General features: G+C 66.9%; 10 protein-coding genes and 1 pseudogene. 8 read left to right on the top strand and 3 right to left on the bottom strand.

Annotated features, from left to right (window positions below):
- Nucleotides 1-9: 9 nt before the first annotated feature.
- Nucleotides 10-3891, bottom strand: a complete 3882-nt coding sequence (locus tag OEX18_02440) for a T9SS type A sorting domain-containing protein (protein MDH4336118.1) — start codon at nt 3889-3891, stop codon at nt 10-12.
- A gap of 236 nt (nt 3892-4127) precedes the next feature.
- On the opposite strand from OEX18_02440, the gene OEX18_02435 reads away from it, so the two are divergent.
- Complete coding sequence (locus OEX18_02435; GenBank protein ID MDH4336117.1) at nt 4128-4748, top strand: hypothetical protein; 621 nt, start codon at nt 4128-4130, stop codon at nt 4746-4748.
- Nucleotides 4749-4750: 2 nt separating this feature from the next.
- On the opposite strand, the gene OEX18_02430 is transcribed toward OEX18_02435, so the two are convergent.
- Nucleotides 4751-7912 carry an error-prone DNA polymerase gene (locus OEX18_02430; GenBank protein ID MDH4336116.1) on the bottom strand — a complete coding sequence of 1054 codons (3162 nt, stop codon included), beginning with the start codon at nt 7910-7912 and terminating at the stop codon, nt 4751-4753.
- A gap of 48 nt (nt 7913-7960) precedes the next feature.
- On the opposite strand from OEX18_02430, the gene OEX18_02425 reads away from it, so the two are divergent.
- The 6 genes and pseudogenes from OEX18_02425 (at nt 7961) to OEX18_02400 (ending at nt 11281) form a co-directional block, all read left to right on the top strand.
- Nucleotides 7961-8719: an SDR family oxidoreductase gene (locus tag OEX18_02425; protein MDH4336115.1), complete on the top strand. Its 759-nt coding sequence runs from the start codon at nt 7961-7963 to the stop codon at nt 8717-8719.
- Between the two features lie 15 nt (nt 8720-8734).
- Entirely contained in the window at nt 8735-8953 is a 219-nt protein-coding gene (locus tag OEX18_02420; GenBank protein ID MDH4336114.1) for a carboxymuconolactone decarboxylase family protein, read from the top strand.
- Nucleotides 8954-9067: 114 nt separating this feature from the next.
- Nucleotides 9068-9301 (top strand): hypothetical protein, encoded by a 234-nt coding sequence (locus tag OEX18_02415; protein ID MDH4336113.1) that lies wholly within the window; start codon nt 9068-9070, stop codon nt 9299-9301.
- 49 nt (nt 9302-9350) lie between these two features.
- Nucleotides 9351-9869 (top strand): MarR family transcriptional regulator, encoded by a 519-nt coding sequence (locus tag OEX18_02410; GenBank protein MDH4336112.1) that lies wholly within the window; start codon nt 9351-9353, stop codon nt 9867-9869.
- 50 nt (nt 9870-9919) lie between these two features.
- Nucleotides 9920-10375, top strand: a pseudogene (gene arsN2 / locus OEX18_02405) (arsenic resistance N-acetyltransferase ArsN2).
- A gap of 108 nt (nt 10376-10483) precedes the next feature.
- The gene (locus OEX18_02400) at nt 10484-11281 is read left to right on the top strand and encodes an arsenite methyltransferase (GenBank protein ID MDH4336111.1); all 798 of its coding nucleotides are present in this window, start codon (nt 10484-10486) and stop codon (nt 11279-11281) included.
- 187 nt (nt 11282-11468) lie between these two features.
- Here the strand turns inward: OEX18_02400 and OEX18_02395 are convergent, their stop codons facing one another.
- Nucleotides 11469-12974, bottom strand: coding sequence for a DNA polymerase Y family protein (locus tag OEX18_02395; protein ID MDH4336110.1), 1506 nt, complete (start codon nt 12972-12974; stop codon nt 11469-11471).
- Nucleotides 12975-13019: 45 nt separating this feature from the next.
- Here OEX18_02395 and OEX18_02390 point away from each other — a divergent pair, with 45 nt between their 5' ends.
- A complete protein-coding gene (locus tag OEX18_02390) occupies nt 13020-15197 on the top strand; it encodes a T9SS type A sorting domain-containing protein (GenBank protein ID MDH4336109.1) in 2178 nt (725 codons plus the stop codon).

Below are 15197 nucleotides of genomic sequence, written 5' to 3'. Positions count from 1 at the left end.
CCGTCGCGGTCAGTGCACGACCACGAACTTGCGCGACAGCGATTTTGCGTTCGACTGCATCTTGAGGAAGTACACGCCGCTGGCGTACCCGCTCGAGTTGAGGTCGATGCTGTGCCATCCCCGCGGCGTATGCTGACCGTCGATCAGGGTCTGTACGCGGCGTCCCGCCACGTCGTAGACGGTGATCGTCACCGGACCGTCCTCCTCCAGCGAGAAGTTCAGCCGAGCCGAGGTGGCAATCGGGTTGGGTGCGGGCGCCGCCATGAAGAACGGTGTCTTCTGCGGCCCGTCCAGCACCGGTGTCGCGTTTTCATCGCACGCGTGCATGCGCATGTGGATGAGTGCGGTGTTGCCGGCGCCGCCATACACCTGGGACTCGCCGTCACGAACCGTGATGACGCCGTTGATGGTGTACGGCAACCCGGAGGTGTCGCTCCACCAGCGCAACTCGTTGATAGTTGCCCACTGGATGGCGATGTCGTAGTCCTGGCCCGCCACCAGCGGTGCCGCCAGCGGAATGTCGTGCCAGCGCATGCCGGGACCCGACGAGATCACGGTACCCGTGCTGAGGAGCGCGCCGCGCACGATGCCGGTTGCATCGTACACGTTGGCGATGATGGGCTGGCCGGCAGGAACGTCCGCCATCCAGCCGATGCTGTAGACCTGCTGGCTGATGTTGGACGTCACGAACGCGCCGTACTCTGAGTTGGGCTGGTTGGCGCTGTTGGGTGGGGGAAGCACGTCGGTGATCTTGCGCAGATCGAAGGGCGAACCTCCGGTCTTCTCCTCCCAGCTTGCCCGGTAGTGGGGCAACGCGTAGTTGATGGCCGAGCCAAACGCCTCCGCATCGACCACCCGGAACACGTCCACGTCGTAGGGCTCCGCGAACGTGTTCTCGTCCCACCACGGCCACGAGTTGGTGACGCCGAACTCAACGGCGAGGTCGTAGTCGCGGCCCTCCTCCAACTGGTAGTTGATGGGGATGTCGTGGAACTGGAGGCCGGAAGACGGAACCGTGTAGGTTCCTTCCGCGACCAGCGCGCCACGGACGGTGCCGGTGGCCCGGTAGACGCGTGCGGTCAGCTGGGAACCGGCGGGAAGGTCGGCTTCCCACCCGAATGCACACAGCTGGGCGGTGTCGAGCGCCTTGATGAAGATGCCGCGCTCGTTGTTGTCGTCGGGGGCGGAATTCGGAGGCGCCCCGGGGCCGCCGAGGTCGCTGAGCATCGCCGGGTTGGGTGCCGCGATGCCGGTGATCTCGATGTGGGGCAGCGCCGTGTTGCCGGCACCACCGTTAAGGGAACCGTCGCGGACACGAATGGCGCCACCCACGTCGAACGGTTCGGTAATCCCGCCCTCACTCCACCACTCCCACGCATCGCCACCGGCGATTTCGAACACCAGTTCGTAGTCCTGACAGGACTGGAGCGTGTAGCTGATGGGCACGTGGTGGAGCACGTTGCCCTGCTGGGTGATGGCGATGCTGCCGGTCGCCAGCAGCGCGCCGCGCGTGACCCCGTTGGCCGCGTAGATACGCGCCGTCAGCGTGCGCGGCAGGCTCGACAACTCCAGCTTGTAGGCCATCGCGCAGAGTCTGAAGTCCTTGATGGCGGTGATGTAGACCCCGCGCTCATAGGTGGCTCCGTCCGCGCCGTAGTTGGGCGGCGCGATACCCGGCGTGAGCGCCAGCTGGGAGCCGTCGCAGGAACCATCCGCACCCACGTGCAGCACGGTGCTGCGCCCGAGCGCCGCACCGCTGTAGCAATCGGCGAAGGTGTAGGCGTCCGTGTAGATGCCCGGCCCGAAGGCGTTCGCCGAGGCGTCGATGTTGATGCTCACAATCGTCGACCCGCCCGCTCCGAGCTGTCCGCCCGTCGACGACGCAGAATTCCACGTGTTGACGCCGGAGAGCGACCAGGTGAGCGGGGCGTTGCCCGTGTTACTGACCGTATAGTTGATGCCGGAAGGCGAGAACGGACCGCCGGCCAGGCCACCGGATACGAGTCCGGGCGATGGCGTCACCGACAGCACACCGGGGCCCTGCGGCGACACCACGCCGACGCGCGTGCCCCAGTTGAAGGCGTTCACCGTGTATTCGCCGTACATCCATATGGCGCGGTAGTTGATGGGGTCGAGGGCGGCCCCGTAGTAGTCACCCCAGCGATACGGGTCGGCGAGGGTGCCGGCGTCGCTGCTGCCGGTGTAGCTGGTGTTGCCGGAGATGAGCAGGGCACTGCTTCCCCAGGGACCGCCGTTGGCGAGGTCCGCGTAGCGCGAGCCCGGGTTCTCGGTCGGCCCCGCGCGGGAAAACGCGACGATGCCGTTGAGGGCCGTGTCGAAGTTGACCGCGGGGTAGGCGTAGTAGAGCCCGGCGGCCCCGAAGCCCACGTAGAAGTTGACCGCGAGCGTGTTGGGGTTGAACTGGCACACGGCAACCGCGGATCGATCCGTGGGCTCGCTCCAGTTGACGCGCCGCGCGTGCCCGGCCCACACGTTGCTGTTGTAGTACACCGAGTTCTGCAGGCGTGCGTCGCCGCAATCCACGTAGGTGCCGTTGGGCTGCAGCGCGGCCGGGGGATCGTCGTAGGCTGCTGTGGGCATGTTGTAGCTGGTCAGTGTGGGGCCCGTGCACACGGTGGCCCCGGTGACCTTCCATACCGTCATGAATGACGCACCGTAGCTGACGGAGTTGACCAGCCAGTAGGCACTCGGGTAGGAGATCATCTCACTGGTTCGCAGCGAGAAGGCCAGACTCCCGTCGCCGGGGTTGGTCAGACTCCAGTAGTCCCACCAGCACACGCCACCGCCGTCCAGGACGTCCGCCTTGTCGAGGCAGCGCAGCTTCGCGTACTGGAAGGCGGGCGGGCTCGACCAGTTGAACATGTTCGCGCTGATGTAAATTGAGTTCGGGTCCGTACCAACATCCTGATAGTCGGCCCAGAAGTTCGTGCTGGTACCCCCGTTGAGGCGGAAGTCGAGGTAATGCCAGTTCCATGCCCCGATCGGGTTGGAGTCATCCGAGTAGAGCAGGATGACCCACGAGGCCAGGGTCGAATTGTTGCGGACCAGACAGGTGATGTACCAGCGTCCGTCCCAGATGTCGTAGACAACCTTGGGGTCGAAGAAGAAATCCGTGCCGTTGCCAACGAAGGTGGCAATGTTGTTCTCGTAGAGGTTGTTTCCGCACTTGTCGTATATCGCAAAACGCGCGTTGACGACCGCCATCACGTGGCTGGGTCCCACCGAGAGGTCGCAATCCGGCGGGGTCAGGTTGGTCTGGCCGATGCCCTCGAACTGGTGCTGCAGCGCCGGCGCGAACGATGTGGTGATGGCCCGGTCCTGTTCGTTTTGATTCAGGGCCTTGCCGCTCTCCGGATCGACGCCCAGCATGAGCTGCGGATCGGCGACGAATTGATCGGGGAGCTTGAGATTCCAGGTCTTCTTGCCGTTGCGCACCTCGGCCGGGATGTACGGCTCGACGTGCGGGATGTTGTCATCGGTCGAGCGACCGCCCGAGAGCGAAACATCGCTGCCACCCTGGGCACCGGTGGTGTGTACAACACCCGGAGCGGAGGGGGTCGCAGCGGCATTCGCTGCCGCCTGCTGGAGCGCCTGGCGGCGGAGGTCAGGATCCGTGGGGAGCGGTGCGAGCAGCTCGCCGTTGATCCAGCGGGCCTCGTCGGGTGCCGCGGCCTCAAAAGCAGACGTTTCGAGAGCCGGAAAATCGGGCGGTGACGACGCCTCCGGAGCGGGCCGTGTCCACCCCCGGGGCGCGCCGGTAATCGGCGTGCTGTCATCGGTGAATGCGCCGGGCGCAAAGACCGCGAGCGCGGCGCAGGTGGTTATAAGGACAATCCATGAGACTGTGTAATGCCGGGGAGATGATCGCATGGCTGAAATCCTCCGTGCTGGTTGCGGGGGGCAACCGGTTGGTTCGGTAATGCACAGAAGTGCCGCAGGGTATGCGGTCCCGGTGCGGTGCGGATGAGATGGTCAGGGGCGGTGCACCGGGAGATGGCTATCGCAGTCCATAACTTTAGCGCAATTCGCGCGGCGTTTCGAAGGAAAAATCGCACTTTTTGAAGATCCCTTGCGCCTCGCCCGCGGGGGGGCTAGGCTCCCGCCGCATGACCGCGCTCGGCGTTACTTCGATCACCAACTTCCTGCTGGCCTGCGAGGCGTTCTTTCTGGCCGGCATGCTGGCGCAGCGGCGCGGCAGCCGCTTTTCGGCGGCCTGGTTCTGGAGCGGCATGATGCTGCTGCTGGGGTTGTCGGCCCTGCTGGGGGGCATCGACCACGGCTTCTTCGAGGGGCAGGGACTGCCGCGGTATGCCATTCAGCGCACCAACTGGCTGGTCATCGGCGCGGTGGCGTTCCTGATGCTCATGACGACGGCGTGCCAGTTCTTCACCGCGCGCGTGCGGCGCGTTCTGATGGCGGCGGGCCTGGTTCAGCTGGTGGTCTATGCCATCGTGATCCAGGTGAATGGATCCTACGCCGCCGTCATCATCAATTATGTGCCGGCGCTGCTCTTTCTGCTGCTGATGAGCGTGCTGGGCATCCGAAATGGCAGCGGGTCATGGCAGATGATCGGCGGTATCCTGATCATGCTGGCGGCGTCGGCGATCCAGGCGCTGGACGTGAATGTCTTCGATCCGGTGAACAGCAGCGGCCTGTATCACCTGGTGCTGATGCCGGCGGTGATCCTGCTGTACCGGGGTGGCGTGCGCCTGCGGAGCGAGGTCTGAACTCAGTGAAAGTCGCGGCTGCGCGCGCGCGCGGGTGCGCGCAGGGAGTCCGGTTCCCACAGCGATTCCGCCACCACGTGCACCACATTGGATTCGCGCTGGATCTTTCCCGTTACCCCCAGGAACGACGCGGTCCTGGCCAGCAGGGCATATCGGTCGAACACGTCCTTCCATAGCACCACGTTCACAAAGCCCGTCTCGTCCTCCAGCGTCATGAACACGACGCCCTTCGCCGTGGACGGGCGCTGGCGTACGATCACCAGCCCGGCATAGCGCGTGCGGCGGCCGTTGGGAAGGGTATTGACGCCGCGCGCGTCGGGCAGACTGAGTGCCGCCAGGCGCGCGCGCATCGCGCCCAGCGGGTGCCCGCGTGTGCTGTGGCCGGTGGTCTCGTAGTCCCACGCCACCGTCTCCAGTTCGGAGAGCTCAGCAAAGGCGACGTCGCGTTCGTCGCCGGACATCTCGATGGGCACGGTTTCCCGGGTGCCGCGTGCCTGCCACAGGGCTTCGCGCCGTCCCGGCTCGAGTACCGCGAACGCCCCCGCCTCGGCGAGTTTTGAGCGTGCGCGTTCGTCGAGCGCGGCCCGCGTGACCACGTCCTGCACCGACGCGAAGGCGTGCGCGCGCCGCGCGGCGAGGATACGCTCCCCGGTGGCCGACGCGAGTCCCTTCACGTAGCGCAGCCCCATGCGCACCGCAAAGGAACGCGCGCCGAAGTCGCCGGGGTGGCGGCGCCCCAGGTCGGCGAGGGAATCGTCCCTGCGCTCGAGGGTGCAGTCCCACGCGCTCTCGCGTATGCACACGGGCAGCACGACCAGCCCGTGGCGTCTGGCGTCTTCGATGAGTGTGGCGGGTGAGTAGAAACCCATGGGCTGTGCGTTGAGGAGCGCGCAGGTGAAGGCGTCGATGTAATGACGCTTGAGCCACGCGGACACGTAGGCGATGAGCGCAAAGCTGGCCGCGTGACTCTCGGGGAAGCCGTAGTCGCCGAAGCCGCGGATCTGCTCGAACACACGCTCGGCGAACTCCTCCTCGATTCCCCTGGCGCGCATGCGCGAGACCAGTTTCTCGCGGTGGCGTTCCAGCCGCCCGCTGCGCCGCCACGCCGCCATGTCGCGGCGCAACTGGTCCGCCTCGCCCGGCGTGTAGTCCGCCGCGACCACCGCGAGCTTCATCACCTGCTCCTGGAAGAGGGGAATGCCGAGCGTCTTTTTGAGCACCGGTTCGAGGCTCGGGTGGGGATAGACCACCGGCTCTTCGCCGTTTCGGCGCCGCAGGTAGGGATGCACCATGCCCCCGGTGATGGGGCCGGGCCTCACAATGCTAACTTCAATAACCAGATCGTAATAGTGGCGTGGCTTCAAGCGCGGCAGCATGGCCATCTGGGCGCGGCTCTCGATCTGAAAGGTGCCCACCGTGTCGGCGCGGCGGATCATGGCGTAGGTGGGTTCGTCATCGGCCGGCACCGTGGCCATGGTGAGGTGGCGCCCGTGGTGGGCACCGAGCAGATCGAAGGCGCGGTTGACCACCGTGAGCATCCCCAGCCCCAGCAGGTCCACCTTGAACAGGCCGAGGGACTCGAGGTCGTCCTTGTCCCACTGGATTACCGTGCGCCCTGCCATGGTGGCGTTCTCGATGGGGACCAGGTCCTTCACCGGCTCGTGGCCCAGCAAAAAACCGCCGGGGTGGATGGAGAGGTGGCGCGGGAAGTCCTGGATCTCGGCGGTGAGACGCGCGAGGTGGCGGTGCGCCGGTGTCTCGGCGTCGAAGCCAGCGCGGTCGAGTGACGCGGGGGTGACGTCGTCGTAGTGCGATAGCAGGCGCGCCACGCGGTCGACGGTGGTGTCGGGGATGTCGAGCACCTTGCCCACCTCGCGCACCGCCGAACGCGCGCGGTAGCGCACCACGTTGGCCACCATGGCCGCGTGGGTGCGCCCGTATTTCTCGTACACCCACTGGATCACCTCTTCGCGGCGGTTGTGCTCGATGTCGAGGTCGATGTCGGGCGGCTCCGCGCGTTCTTTGGAAATAAAACGCTCGAAGAGCAGTTCCATGCGCACCGGGTCGACGGCGGTGATGCCCAGGCAGTAGCAGACGGCGGAGTTGGCCGCCGAGCCGCGGCCCTGGCAGAGGATGTTCCGGGCGCGGCAGAAGCGCACGATCTCGTGCATGGTGAGAAAGTAACCCTCGTACTCGAGTTCGTGGATGATGCGCAGTTCCTTCTCCAGTTGCGCCGTGCTCTCCGGCGGAATGCCGGCGGGGAAGCGTTCGCGCGGGTAGCGTTCCTTCGCGCCCGCGAAGGTCAACTGGCGCAGGTGCTCGAAGGCGCCGCTGCCGTCGGGCAGCGCCTCCAGCGGATAGCGGTAGCGGATCTCCACCAGCGAGAACGTGCACCGTGCCGCCACTTCTTCCGTGCGTGACACGGACGCCAGGTCGTCTTCGTACAGCGACGCGAAGGCGTAGGGTGACTTGAGCGCGTGCTCGGCGTTGGGTTTGGTGATGCGCCCCGCGTTGGAGAGTGTTACCCCGTGGCGGATGCAGGTGAGCACGTCCTGCAAGTCGCGGCGTGCGCGGGTGTGGTAGAGCACCTCGGTTGCGGCCACGGTGGGGATGCGAAAGCGCGCGGCACGCTCGCGGAGGCGTTTCTCCACGGTGACGTCCTCCGCGCGGCGGTGGCGCGTGACCATGGCGTAGAGCCGGTCGCCGAACGCGTTCTTCAGGTCGCGCGCGACGAACACGGGGTCGGTGACGCCGGCAATGAGGCTGCCGTCGCCGCCCCACAGCGCAATCAGCCCCGGCGCGTGCTCGTAGACCTCGTTCCAGCGCACCACGCTCTCGCCCTTGGGTGAGCGCAGGCGTCCGGCGGAGATGAGGTTGCACAGACCGGCGTAGCCGCGCCGGTCTGTGGCGAGCAGGACGATGTGGGAACCGTCCTCGCAGGTGACCTGGGAGCCGGTGATCAACTGGACGCCGAGTTCGCGCGCCTTCACGAACGCGCGCACCAGCCCGTAGACACCGTCGCGGTCGGTGAGGGCGAGGGAACGGATGCCGACACGGGCCGCCTCCTCCACCAGTTCGTCGGGGTGGCTGGCGCCCTCGAGGAAGGAGAAGTTGGATTTGCACCACAGGGGGGCGTAAGCTGCGAGCGAGGCGAGGCGATTCATGGCCGCACAATGATAACAGACAAATGTCTGCAAGGCAAGGTGATGGCAATGAAGGGTGTTCTGGACGGCAAGGTGGCGCTGGTGACCGGCGCCGGTTCGGGTATCGGCCGGGCGTGCGCGGTGGCGATGGCGGCCGACGGGGCGAAGGTGGTTGTTTCCGACATCACCCCCGCGGAAGAAACGCTGGAAGATATCCGCAGGCTCGGGGGCGAGGCGATCTTCACCCGCTGCGACGTTTCGAAATCCGCCGAGGTCGGCGCCCTGGTTCAATCGGCGATAAAACACTACGGCCGCCTGGACTGCGCGTGCAACAACGCCGGCATCGGCGGGGTCAACGCGTTGACCGGTGATTACCCCGAGGACTCGTGGGAGCAGGTGATCGGTGTCAACCTGACCGGTGTGTGGCTGTGCACGAAACACGAGATCGCGGCCATGCTGGAACACGGCGGCGGTTCCATCGTGAACATGGCGTCGATCCTGGGGACGGTTGGTTTTGCCGGGGCGGCCGCGTACGTCTCCGCCAAGCACGGCGTCTTGGGGCTCACGAAGACCGCCGCCATCGAATACGCCCCGCGTGGCATCCGCGTCAACGCGGTGTGTCCCGGATTCATCGAGACGCCGCTGCTCGAACACGCCGGCATATCAAAGGGCACCGAAACGTACACCGCCATCGCCGGCCTGCACCCGATGAAACGCATGGGAACACCGGAGGAAGTGGCGGCGATGGTGGTCTGGTTGTGCTCCGACGCCGCATCGTTTGTAACCGGCACGTCCATGCTGGTGGACGGCGGCTACACCGCACCCTGAGGCTGGGAGGTTTTCATGGCGTACATCCCCTACATCCACGAAGACGAGATTCCTGGGGACGCGCGTGTCCCCGACACCGACCACATCATCCGCATCCACGGCGTCCACCCGGCGGTGATGCGGCACCACTACGACCTGTACCGCGAACTCATGTACGCGCCGGGACCGCTGACGCGGCGCCAGCGCGAGCTGATCGCGGTGCGGGTGTCGGGGATCAACGGGTGCCATTACTGACTGGAGCACCACGGGGCGGGGCTCCGTCGCATCCTGACCGCCGCGGGTGTTTCGGCGGACGCGCAGAACACGCTGCTGGCGGCGCTCCGCGACCAGCCCCCATCGGGCCTCCCCTTGGCCGCTGCCGACCGGGCGCTGGTTGCCTACGCCGACAAGCTCACGCGCACGCCGGCAGCAGTGGGGGCGGGGGACATCGCCGGTCTGCGGGCGGCGGGGTTCGACGACGACGCCATCCACGACGCCTGCGCCATCGCGGCCTACTACGCCTTCGTCAACCGCATCGCCGACGGCCTCGGCGTTGAACTCGAGCCGGGGGCGATTCGCGCTGAGGGCAAAAAAGACCCTTGACCGGGGCGGGTGCGGGATACATAGTTGCGAGTAACAACGAAAGGATCCCGTGACTCCGACCGCACCCACAAAATCCCGGCAGGACGCCGCCCTCGATCGCGACGCCCGCGCGCTGTACGAGGCGCTGGGCGACCTGGTGCGCCTGTACCAGTTCCGCGACCGCAACCTGATCTGCTGCAACGACGTCTCGGTGACACAGTGCTACGCGCTGCAGGCACTGTCGCGGGGCGGCACCATGACCCTGGGCAGCCTGGCGCGGGAGCTGTTCCTCGACAAGAGCACGGCGAGCCGCGTGGTGGAGACGCTGGAGCGCAAAGGCTACGTGGCCCGGTCCACGCACCCCGACGACGCGCGGGCGCTGGAAATTGCGCTGACCGCGCGTGGCCGCAACCTGCACAAGAGAATCGAAATCAGGTTGATCGAGGAGGAGAGGGATCTGCTCGCCGGGCTCACACCGGAGGTAAGGCGCGCGGCCACGGAGTTGATCCGCAACCTGGCGCGCGCGACGGCGAAGCGCATGGGTGTCAGCGCTTCCAACTGCTGCACAAGCACGGGCGTGTCGGAATAGTTTTCTTTTGCTGAAATAGTTGTCAATAACAACGAAAAAGGAGTGTTGCCATGAGTGAACGAGTTGTTTCGAGCGGGCCGCGCAAGCCCACCCACCAATGGACGTTGCGGTCCGCGCAGGGCGGCGACCTTGCGTCGGTGCGCGCGCTGCTTGCGTTGTCGAAGCTCCCGTGGGATGGGCTGATGGACCAGTTCGGCGAGGGATACGTGGTGGCGGAAGCCGACGGGCACGTGGTGGGCGTGGCGGGTCTGGAGACGCATGGCGAACACGGCCTGCTGCGTTCGGTGGCGGTGGCACCCGAGTGGCGCCTGTGTGGGGTGGCCGAGGCGCTGGTGAACAATCGAATCGAATGGGCGCGGGAGCGGCAACTGCATTCCGTGCATCTGCTTACCACCGACGCCTCGCGCTATTTCGAGCGTCTTGGCTTCCGGACGCTGGGCCGTGGCGAGGCCCCCGATCCCATACGCGCGTCGCGCGAGTACGCGTCCATCTGTCCACAGAACGCGCGCCTTATGCGCTACGTGGCGGCGGGGGCTCCGGATGCGGAGGAATGCTGTGGTGGAAACTGCGCCTGCAACGAGGACAAGTCGGAGAGCCTCGACAGCGCGGAGGGCATCCGGGCCGTGGTGCGCGACCGCTATGCGCAGGCCGCGCGCCAGGTATCGAGCCGGGGGAGCACGTCGTGCTGCGGTGGCGGGGGAGCGGACGCGGGGCCCATTACCGCCAACCTGTACTCGCTCGACGAGACCACCGGGCTCCCGGAGGCGGCGGTGCTCGCATCGCTGGGATGCGGCAATCCCACCCTGCTCGCCGAACTGCGCGAGGGAGAAACCGTGCTGGACCTGGGCTCTGGCGGCGGCATCGACGTGCTGCTCTCAGCCAGGCGCGTTGGCGCCACCGGCTTCGCGTACGGCATCGATATGACGGATGAAATGCTCGCCCTCGCGCGCGAGAACCAGCGCAAGGCCGGGGTGAGCAACGTGGAGTTCCGCAAGGGTGAGATCGAGGCGTTGCCGATGGCCGATGGCAGCGTGGACGTGGTCATCTCCAACTGTGTCATCAACCTGTCCGCGGACAAGCGCCGCGTGTTGCAGGAGGCGTTCCGGGTGCTGAAACCGGGCGGGCGCTTTGCGGTGAGCGATATCGTGGTGCGCCGGGAGATGCCGGCCCAGATCCGTCGCAACGCCGAACTGTGGAGCGGTTGCGTGGCAGGCGCGCTCGAGGAGTGGACGTACCGGGACCTTTTGAAGGAAGCCGGCTTCGTGGAGATCGAGGTGGTGCCGACGCGCATCTACTCCCGTGACGACGCAAGGGCCATCGCCATCGGCTCGGCAATCGGAGATGACGTGCTGGACGCGGTGGATGACGCCTTTATGAGCGCCTTCGTGCGCGCCACCAGACCGCTTACGTAACAAGGGGAGGAACCAGACGGTCCCCATGGCGGGAGCGCCATCGGGGAAGCAGGGAGGCTGTTTCTCATGCAGGAAGGAGGTGCCCCATGAAGACGATTCACGAGGATGGCTGCGGCTGCGGCTCGGGTTGCTGCGGCGGTGGCGACTGATCCGTGGCGCGGGCCCGGAGGCGCCCCGGGCTCGCGCGTCACTCCACCTCGCCCTGGATGAACCAGCCCATGCGCCGGCGGTCGTAGAACATCCACAACGATCGTCCACCGGCGGTACGAACAAAGTAATACTCGCGCTGCACCTCGCGCGTCCACCAGCCGCCGGAGATGACGTACGGCCCGAAGGTTTCGCGCACCGTGCCCTCATCGATGTGGCGGATCAACTCCGCACTCGCGTCGCGGCTGCGGCCGGGTGAAAACGGGACCGCGCGGGAAAAAATGCGCCGCACCAGCGGGGTCGCCGCGATGGACCGGGGTTGCGGCATGGGCACGGTGGTCACCGGCTCCCACACAAATCGTGCTTCGGGAAGATGTCCGTCGCGCAGCACCGCCTTGACCACCGCGTCATCGCCCAGTTCCGCGCGCACGCGCGCCAGGGCCCGCGCGGCCGCGGCCGTGTCGCGGGCGGGGCGGGCCGCGAAGAGATCCGTCTGCGCGTGTGTGGCGGTGGCACCCTCGAGCTCGATACGAATGGTGGTGACGCCGCGTGCATCCGCGTGCGCGGTGAGGGTTCCGGACAGGCGCAGTTGCAGCAGTTCCGTCACCTGCATGAGGTCGAGCGTGGGAGAAGCCGGGTGCAGGCGCTCGGCGGCGGTGGTTCCGTCGTCGAACTCCAGTTGCAGCGCCACACCGGTGAGCACCTCGGCGCGCTCGTCGAGGCGCCGCGCCAGTGTCTGCACCTCGCGCTCGATCACCGCCATGAGACGCGTGAGGTTGCCTTCGGGATCGTCCAGATTCACCACGGCGCGCGCGGGTTCGCGCGCAACCATCGGCTGCAGGGGCGCGGCCAGTCCTTCCTTTGCGGTCCGGTGCAGGCTCTGGGCCCGCTCGCCGAAGCGCTTGCGGATGCCGGTGCCGGGCAGCGCCAGAAAACCGCCGAGCGTGGTGATACCCAGCCGGGCCAGCGTATCGCGGGTGTCCGCGTCCAGATTCAGGCGTGAAAGGGGGACCGCGTCGGCGCGCGCGCGTTCCTCCGCGTCGCTCTCACTCACCTCGACACGCGGGCGCGACGACGCCCGGGCCAGCGCATAGGTGGCGAAGCGCGAGTATCCCAGCACGACGCCCGCCTCGAAGCCCGCGCGCATTGCCTCCTCGTACACCAGATACGCCCACCGGAGCAACGAAGGGTAGAGCAGCGAGAGGCCCGACGCCCCCATCCAGAACACGCCCGCCTCCTCCCGCGACGGCTCGATATCCGGGGTATAGAAACGCAGCGCTTCGATGAGCAGTCCCGTGGCGGCGTCGATGTCGTTTTGTGCAACCACGCCCGCGCGCAGGCCGGGTGCGAGGTAGAGGGCAGCGGCGTAGCGCATTCCGGGGAGGATGCGGCTCTCCCGCGCCCGCTCGTTTGACCACAGAATGGTGCCCTGGGCGGTGTCGCGATCGACCACCGCAACCGGCTGGTCGCGCCAGTCCGGGTGCGCGCGCAACAGGATCTGCAGCGGAAACTCGGGAAGGTTCAAACAGGCGATTCGTGATACCATGTATGCACGCATCCATCATTACCGCGTCCACCAGGAGACCGAACCATGAGAAACCATCCCCGGACGGCGGGTTTGATTGCGCTGCTGGGCGCACTCGCCGTTGCGCTTCCCGTCCTCGCCGCCAACCCGCAGGTCGCTCGCACACAGGTGCCCAGCGGTATTCTCTACGACCTCGCCCTGCCGCTCGCGCATGTCGATCGTTTCGATGGGACGGCCACCGCGCCGGCGGCCAATGCGGCCACGTTGCGCCAGGCGGTGTTCGAGCTCACGCGGGCCTCGCTGGAGGTTCCCGCGTGGCCGGGGATGCGCGCGTTCCGGGACGACGGAAGCCTCAGGCTGCGCATCGCGCTGGTGGATGTACGCTACGACCGCATCCGCGCGGCTGCGGCACAATCCGGCGCCGCGCGCGTGGAAAACGACCGACTCGTGCTGGATGCCGGCGCGCTGCAGACGGAGCGCGCGTTTCTGGCCGCACCGCTGCGCGGCTACACCTACCGCGGCGCGGAAACCGAGTTCGTCCTCGACCCGCGCCTGTTCGTGGGCAACGCCGCCGAACGCCCCGCGCGCGTGGAGGTGGACTTCGGTGACGGCGCCGGTTACCGGCGTCTGCAGTGGAACGAGCCCGTGGCCGTGCATTATCCCGCCACCGGAAACTACCGCGTGCGTGTCCGCGCAATCGGCTCGGGTGGGGAGACGCGCCACGCCGCGTTCGGATTCGAGGTGCGCGCACTGGTCACCCCCGCACCCAACGACACCATCCCCCTCACCGGGACGCAGGCCTACAACGGCGGCACCGCCACCGGACGCGCCTTTGTCTATCTCGCCGCCGGCCATGCCGTGCTCACCCGGCCCGCTGTCGTGGTCGAGGGGTTCGATATCGACAACACCATGAACTGGGATGAGCTCTATGCGTTGCTCAACCAGGAGGGGCTGGTGGAGGAGTTGCGCAACCGCGGCTACGATGCCGTGGTGCTCGACTTCACCGAGTCCACCGAATACATCCAGCGCAACGCCTTCGTGCTGGTGGACCTGTTGCACCAGGTGCAGGCGCTGATTGGCCCGGCGGACGAGTATCCGCTGGTGGGTGCCAGCATGGGCGGTCTCGTGTCCCGTTATGCGCTGGCGTGGATGGAGAGCAACGCCGACCCGCACCGCGTGCGCAACTTCGTCTCGTTCGACGTGCCGCACGCGGGCGCCAACATTCCGCTGGGCATCCAGTACTGGCTGGATTTCTTCTCCGGTAACTCCACGGAAGCCGCCGATCTGCTCACGCGTCTCGATACGCCGGCCGCGCGCCAGATGCTGCTGTACCATCACACCACGCCCGCCGGCGCCACCGGGGAGGCCGACCCGCTGCGCGCGGTTTTCGCGGGAGAACTGGCCGGGCTGGGTGACTATCCGTCGCAGCCGCGCGTCGTCGCCCTGTCCAACGGCAGCGGCATCGGCGCCGGCCAGGGCTTTGCCGCGGGGGAAAAGATCATCACCTACGAGTACAACGGCTTTTTGGCCATCGTGCGCGGCAATGTGTGGGCGGTTCCCGACGGGGGACCGACCCAGATACTGCAGGGGCTCCTGGACCCCATCATCGGTACCACAAAAACGCTGAATGTGACCGTCTCCGCAACGCTGCCCTGGGACAACGCGCCCGGCGGATCGCGCAACTCGATGGCGCAGATGGACTCGGTGACGGCGCCGTTCGGGGATATTCTCGCCGAGTATGACAACCATTGCTTCATCCCCTCGGTGAGTGCGCTGGATATCGCCACCACGGATCCGTTCTACGACATCGCGGGCGATCCCGACCTGGCGTCGCATATGCCCTTCGACAATTTCTTCATACCGGATGTCAACGAGCCCCACGTTACCGTGACGCTGGCCAACGCCGTCTGGCTCCTCGACGAGATCGACCCGCCGGCGACCGCGGTTGGCAACGCCACCACGCCACCGGCCTTCTCGTTGCTGCTGGCATCGCCAAATCCCTTTGGAGACCAGACCCTCGTGCGCTGGCAACTGGAACGCGGCGCGCGCGTGCGCGCGGACGTGTTCGACGTGCGCGGCCGCCGGGTGGTTCCTCTGCTCGATGCCGCCCGTCCCGCCGGGCCGGGAGGAGTCCGATGGGACGGCCGCGACGGGAACGGGCAGCGGGTTGCCGCCGGCGTGTACTTTGTGCGCGTCGAGGCGGCGGGGGAAACGCAGACACGCCGCCTGGTGCTGGTGCGCTGA

The organism is Candidatus Krumholzibacteriia bacterium (assembly GCA_029865265.1).
In the GTDB taxonomy this organism is placed as follows: domain Bacteria; phylum Krumholzibacteriota; class Krumholzibacteriia; order WVZY01; family JAKEHA01; genus JAKEHA01.
The sequence above is the reverse complement of the archived record's forward strand: the minus strand, read 5'-3'. Positions and strand labels throughout refer to the sequence as shown.

Bases quoted from the DNA above. Each gene is read 5' to 3' on its own strand.
- OEX18_02440 (MDH4336118.1), bottom strand. From the start codon at position 3,891: ATGCGATCATCTCCCCGGCATTACACAGTCTCATGGATTGTCCTTATA.
- OEX18_02435 (MDH4336117.1), top strand. From the start codon at position 4,128: ATGACCGCGCTCGGCGTTACTTCGATCACCAACTTCCTGCTGGCCTGC.
- OEX18_02430 (MDH4336116.1), bottom strand. From the start codon at position 7,912: ATGAATCGCCTCGCCTCGCTCGCAGCTTACGCCCCCCTGTGGTGCAAA.
- OEX18_02425 (MDH4336115.1), top strand. From the start codon at position 7,961: ATGAAGGGTGTTCTGGACGGCAAGGTGGCGCTGGTGACCGGCGCCGGT.
- OEX18_02420 (MDH4336114.1), top strand. From the start codon at position 8,735: ATGGCGTACATCCCCTACATCCACGAAGACGAGATTCCTGGGGACGCG.
- OEX18_02395 (MDH4336110.1), bottom strand. From the start codon at position 12,974: ATGGTATCACGAATCGCCTGTTTGAACCTTCCCGAGTTTCCGCTGCAG.
- OEX18_02390 (MDH4336109.1), top strand. From the start codon at position 13,020: ATGAGAAACCATCCCCGGACGGCGGGTTTGATTGCGCTGCTGGGCGCA.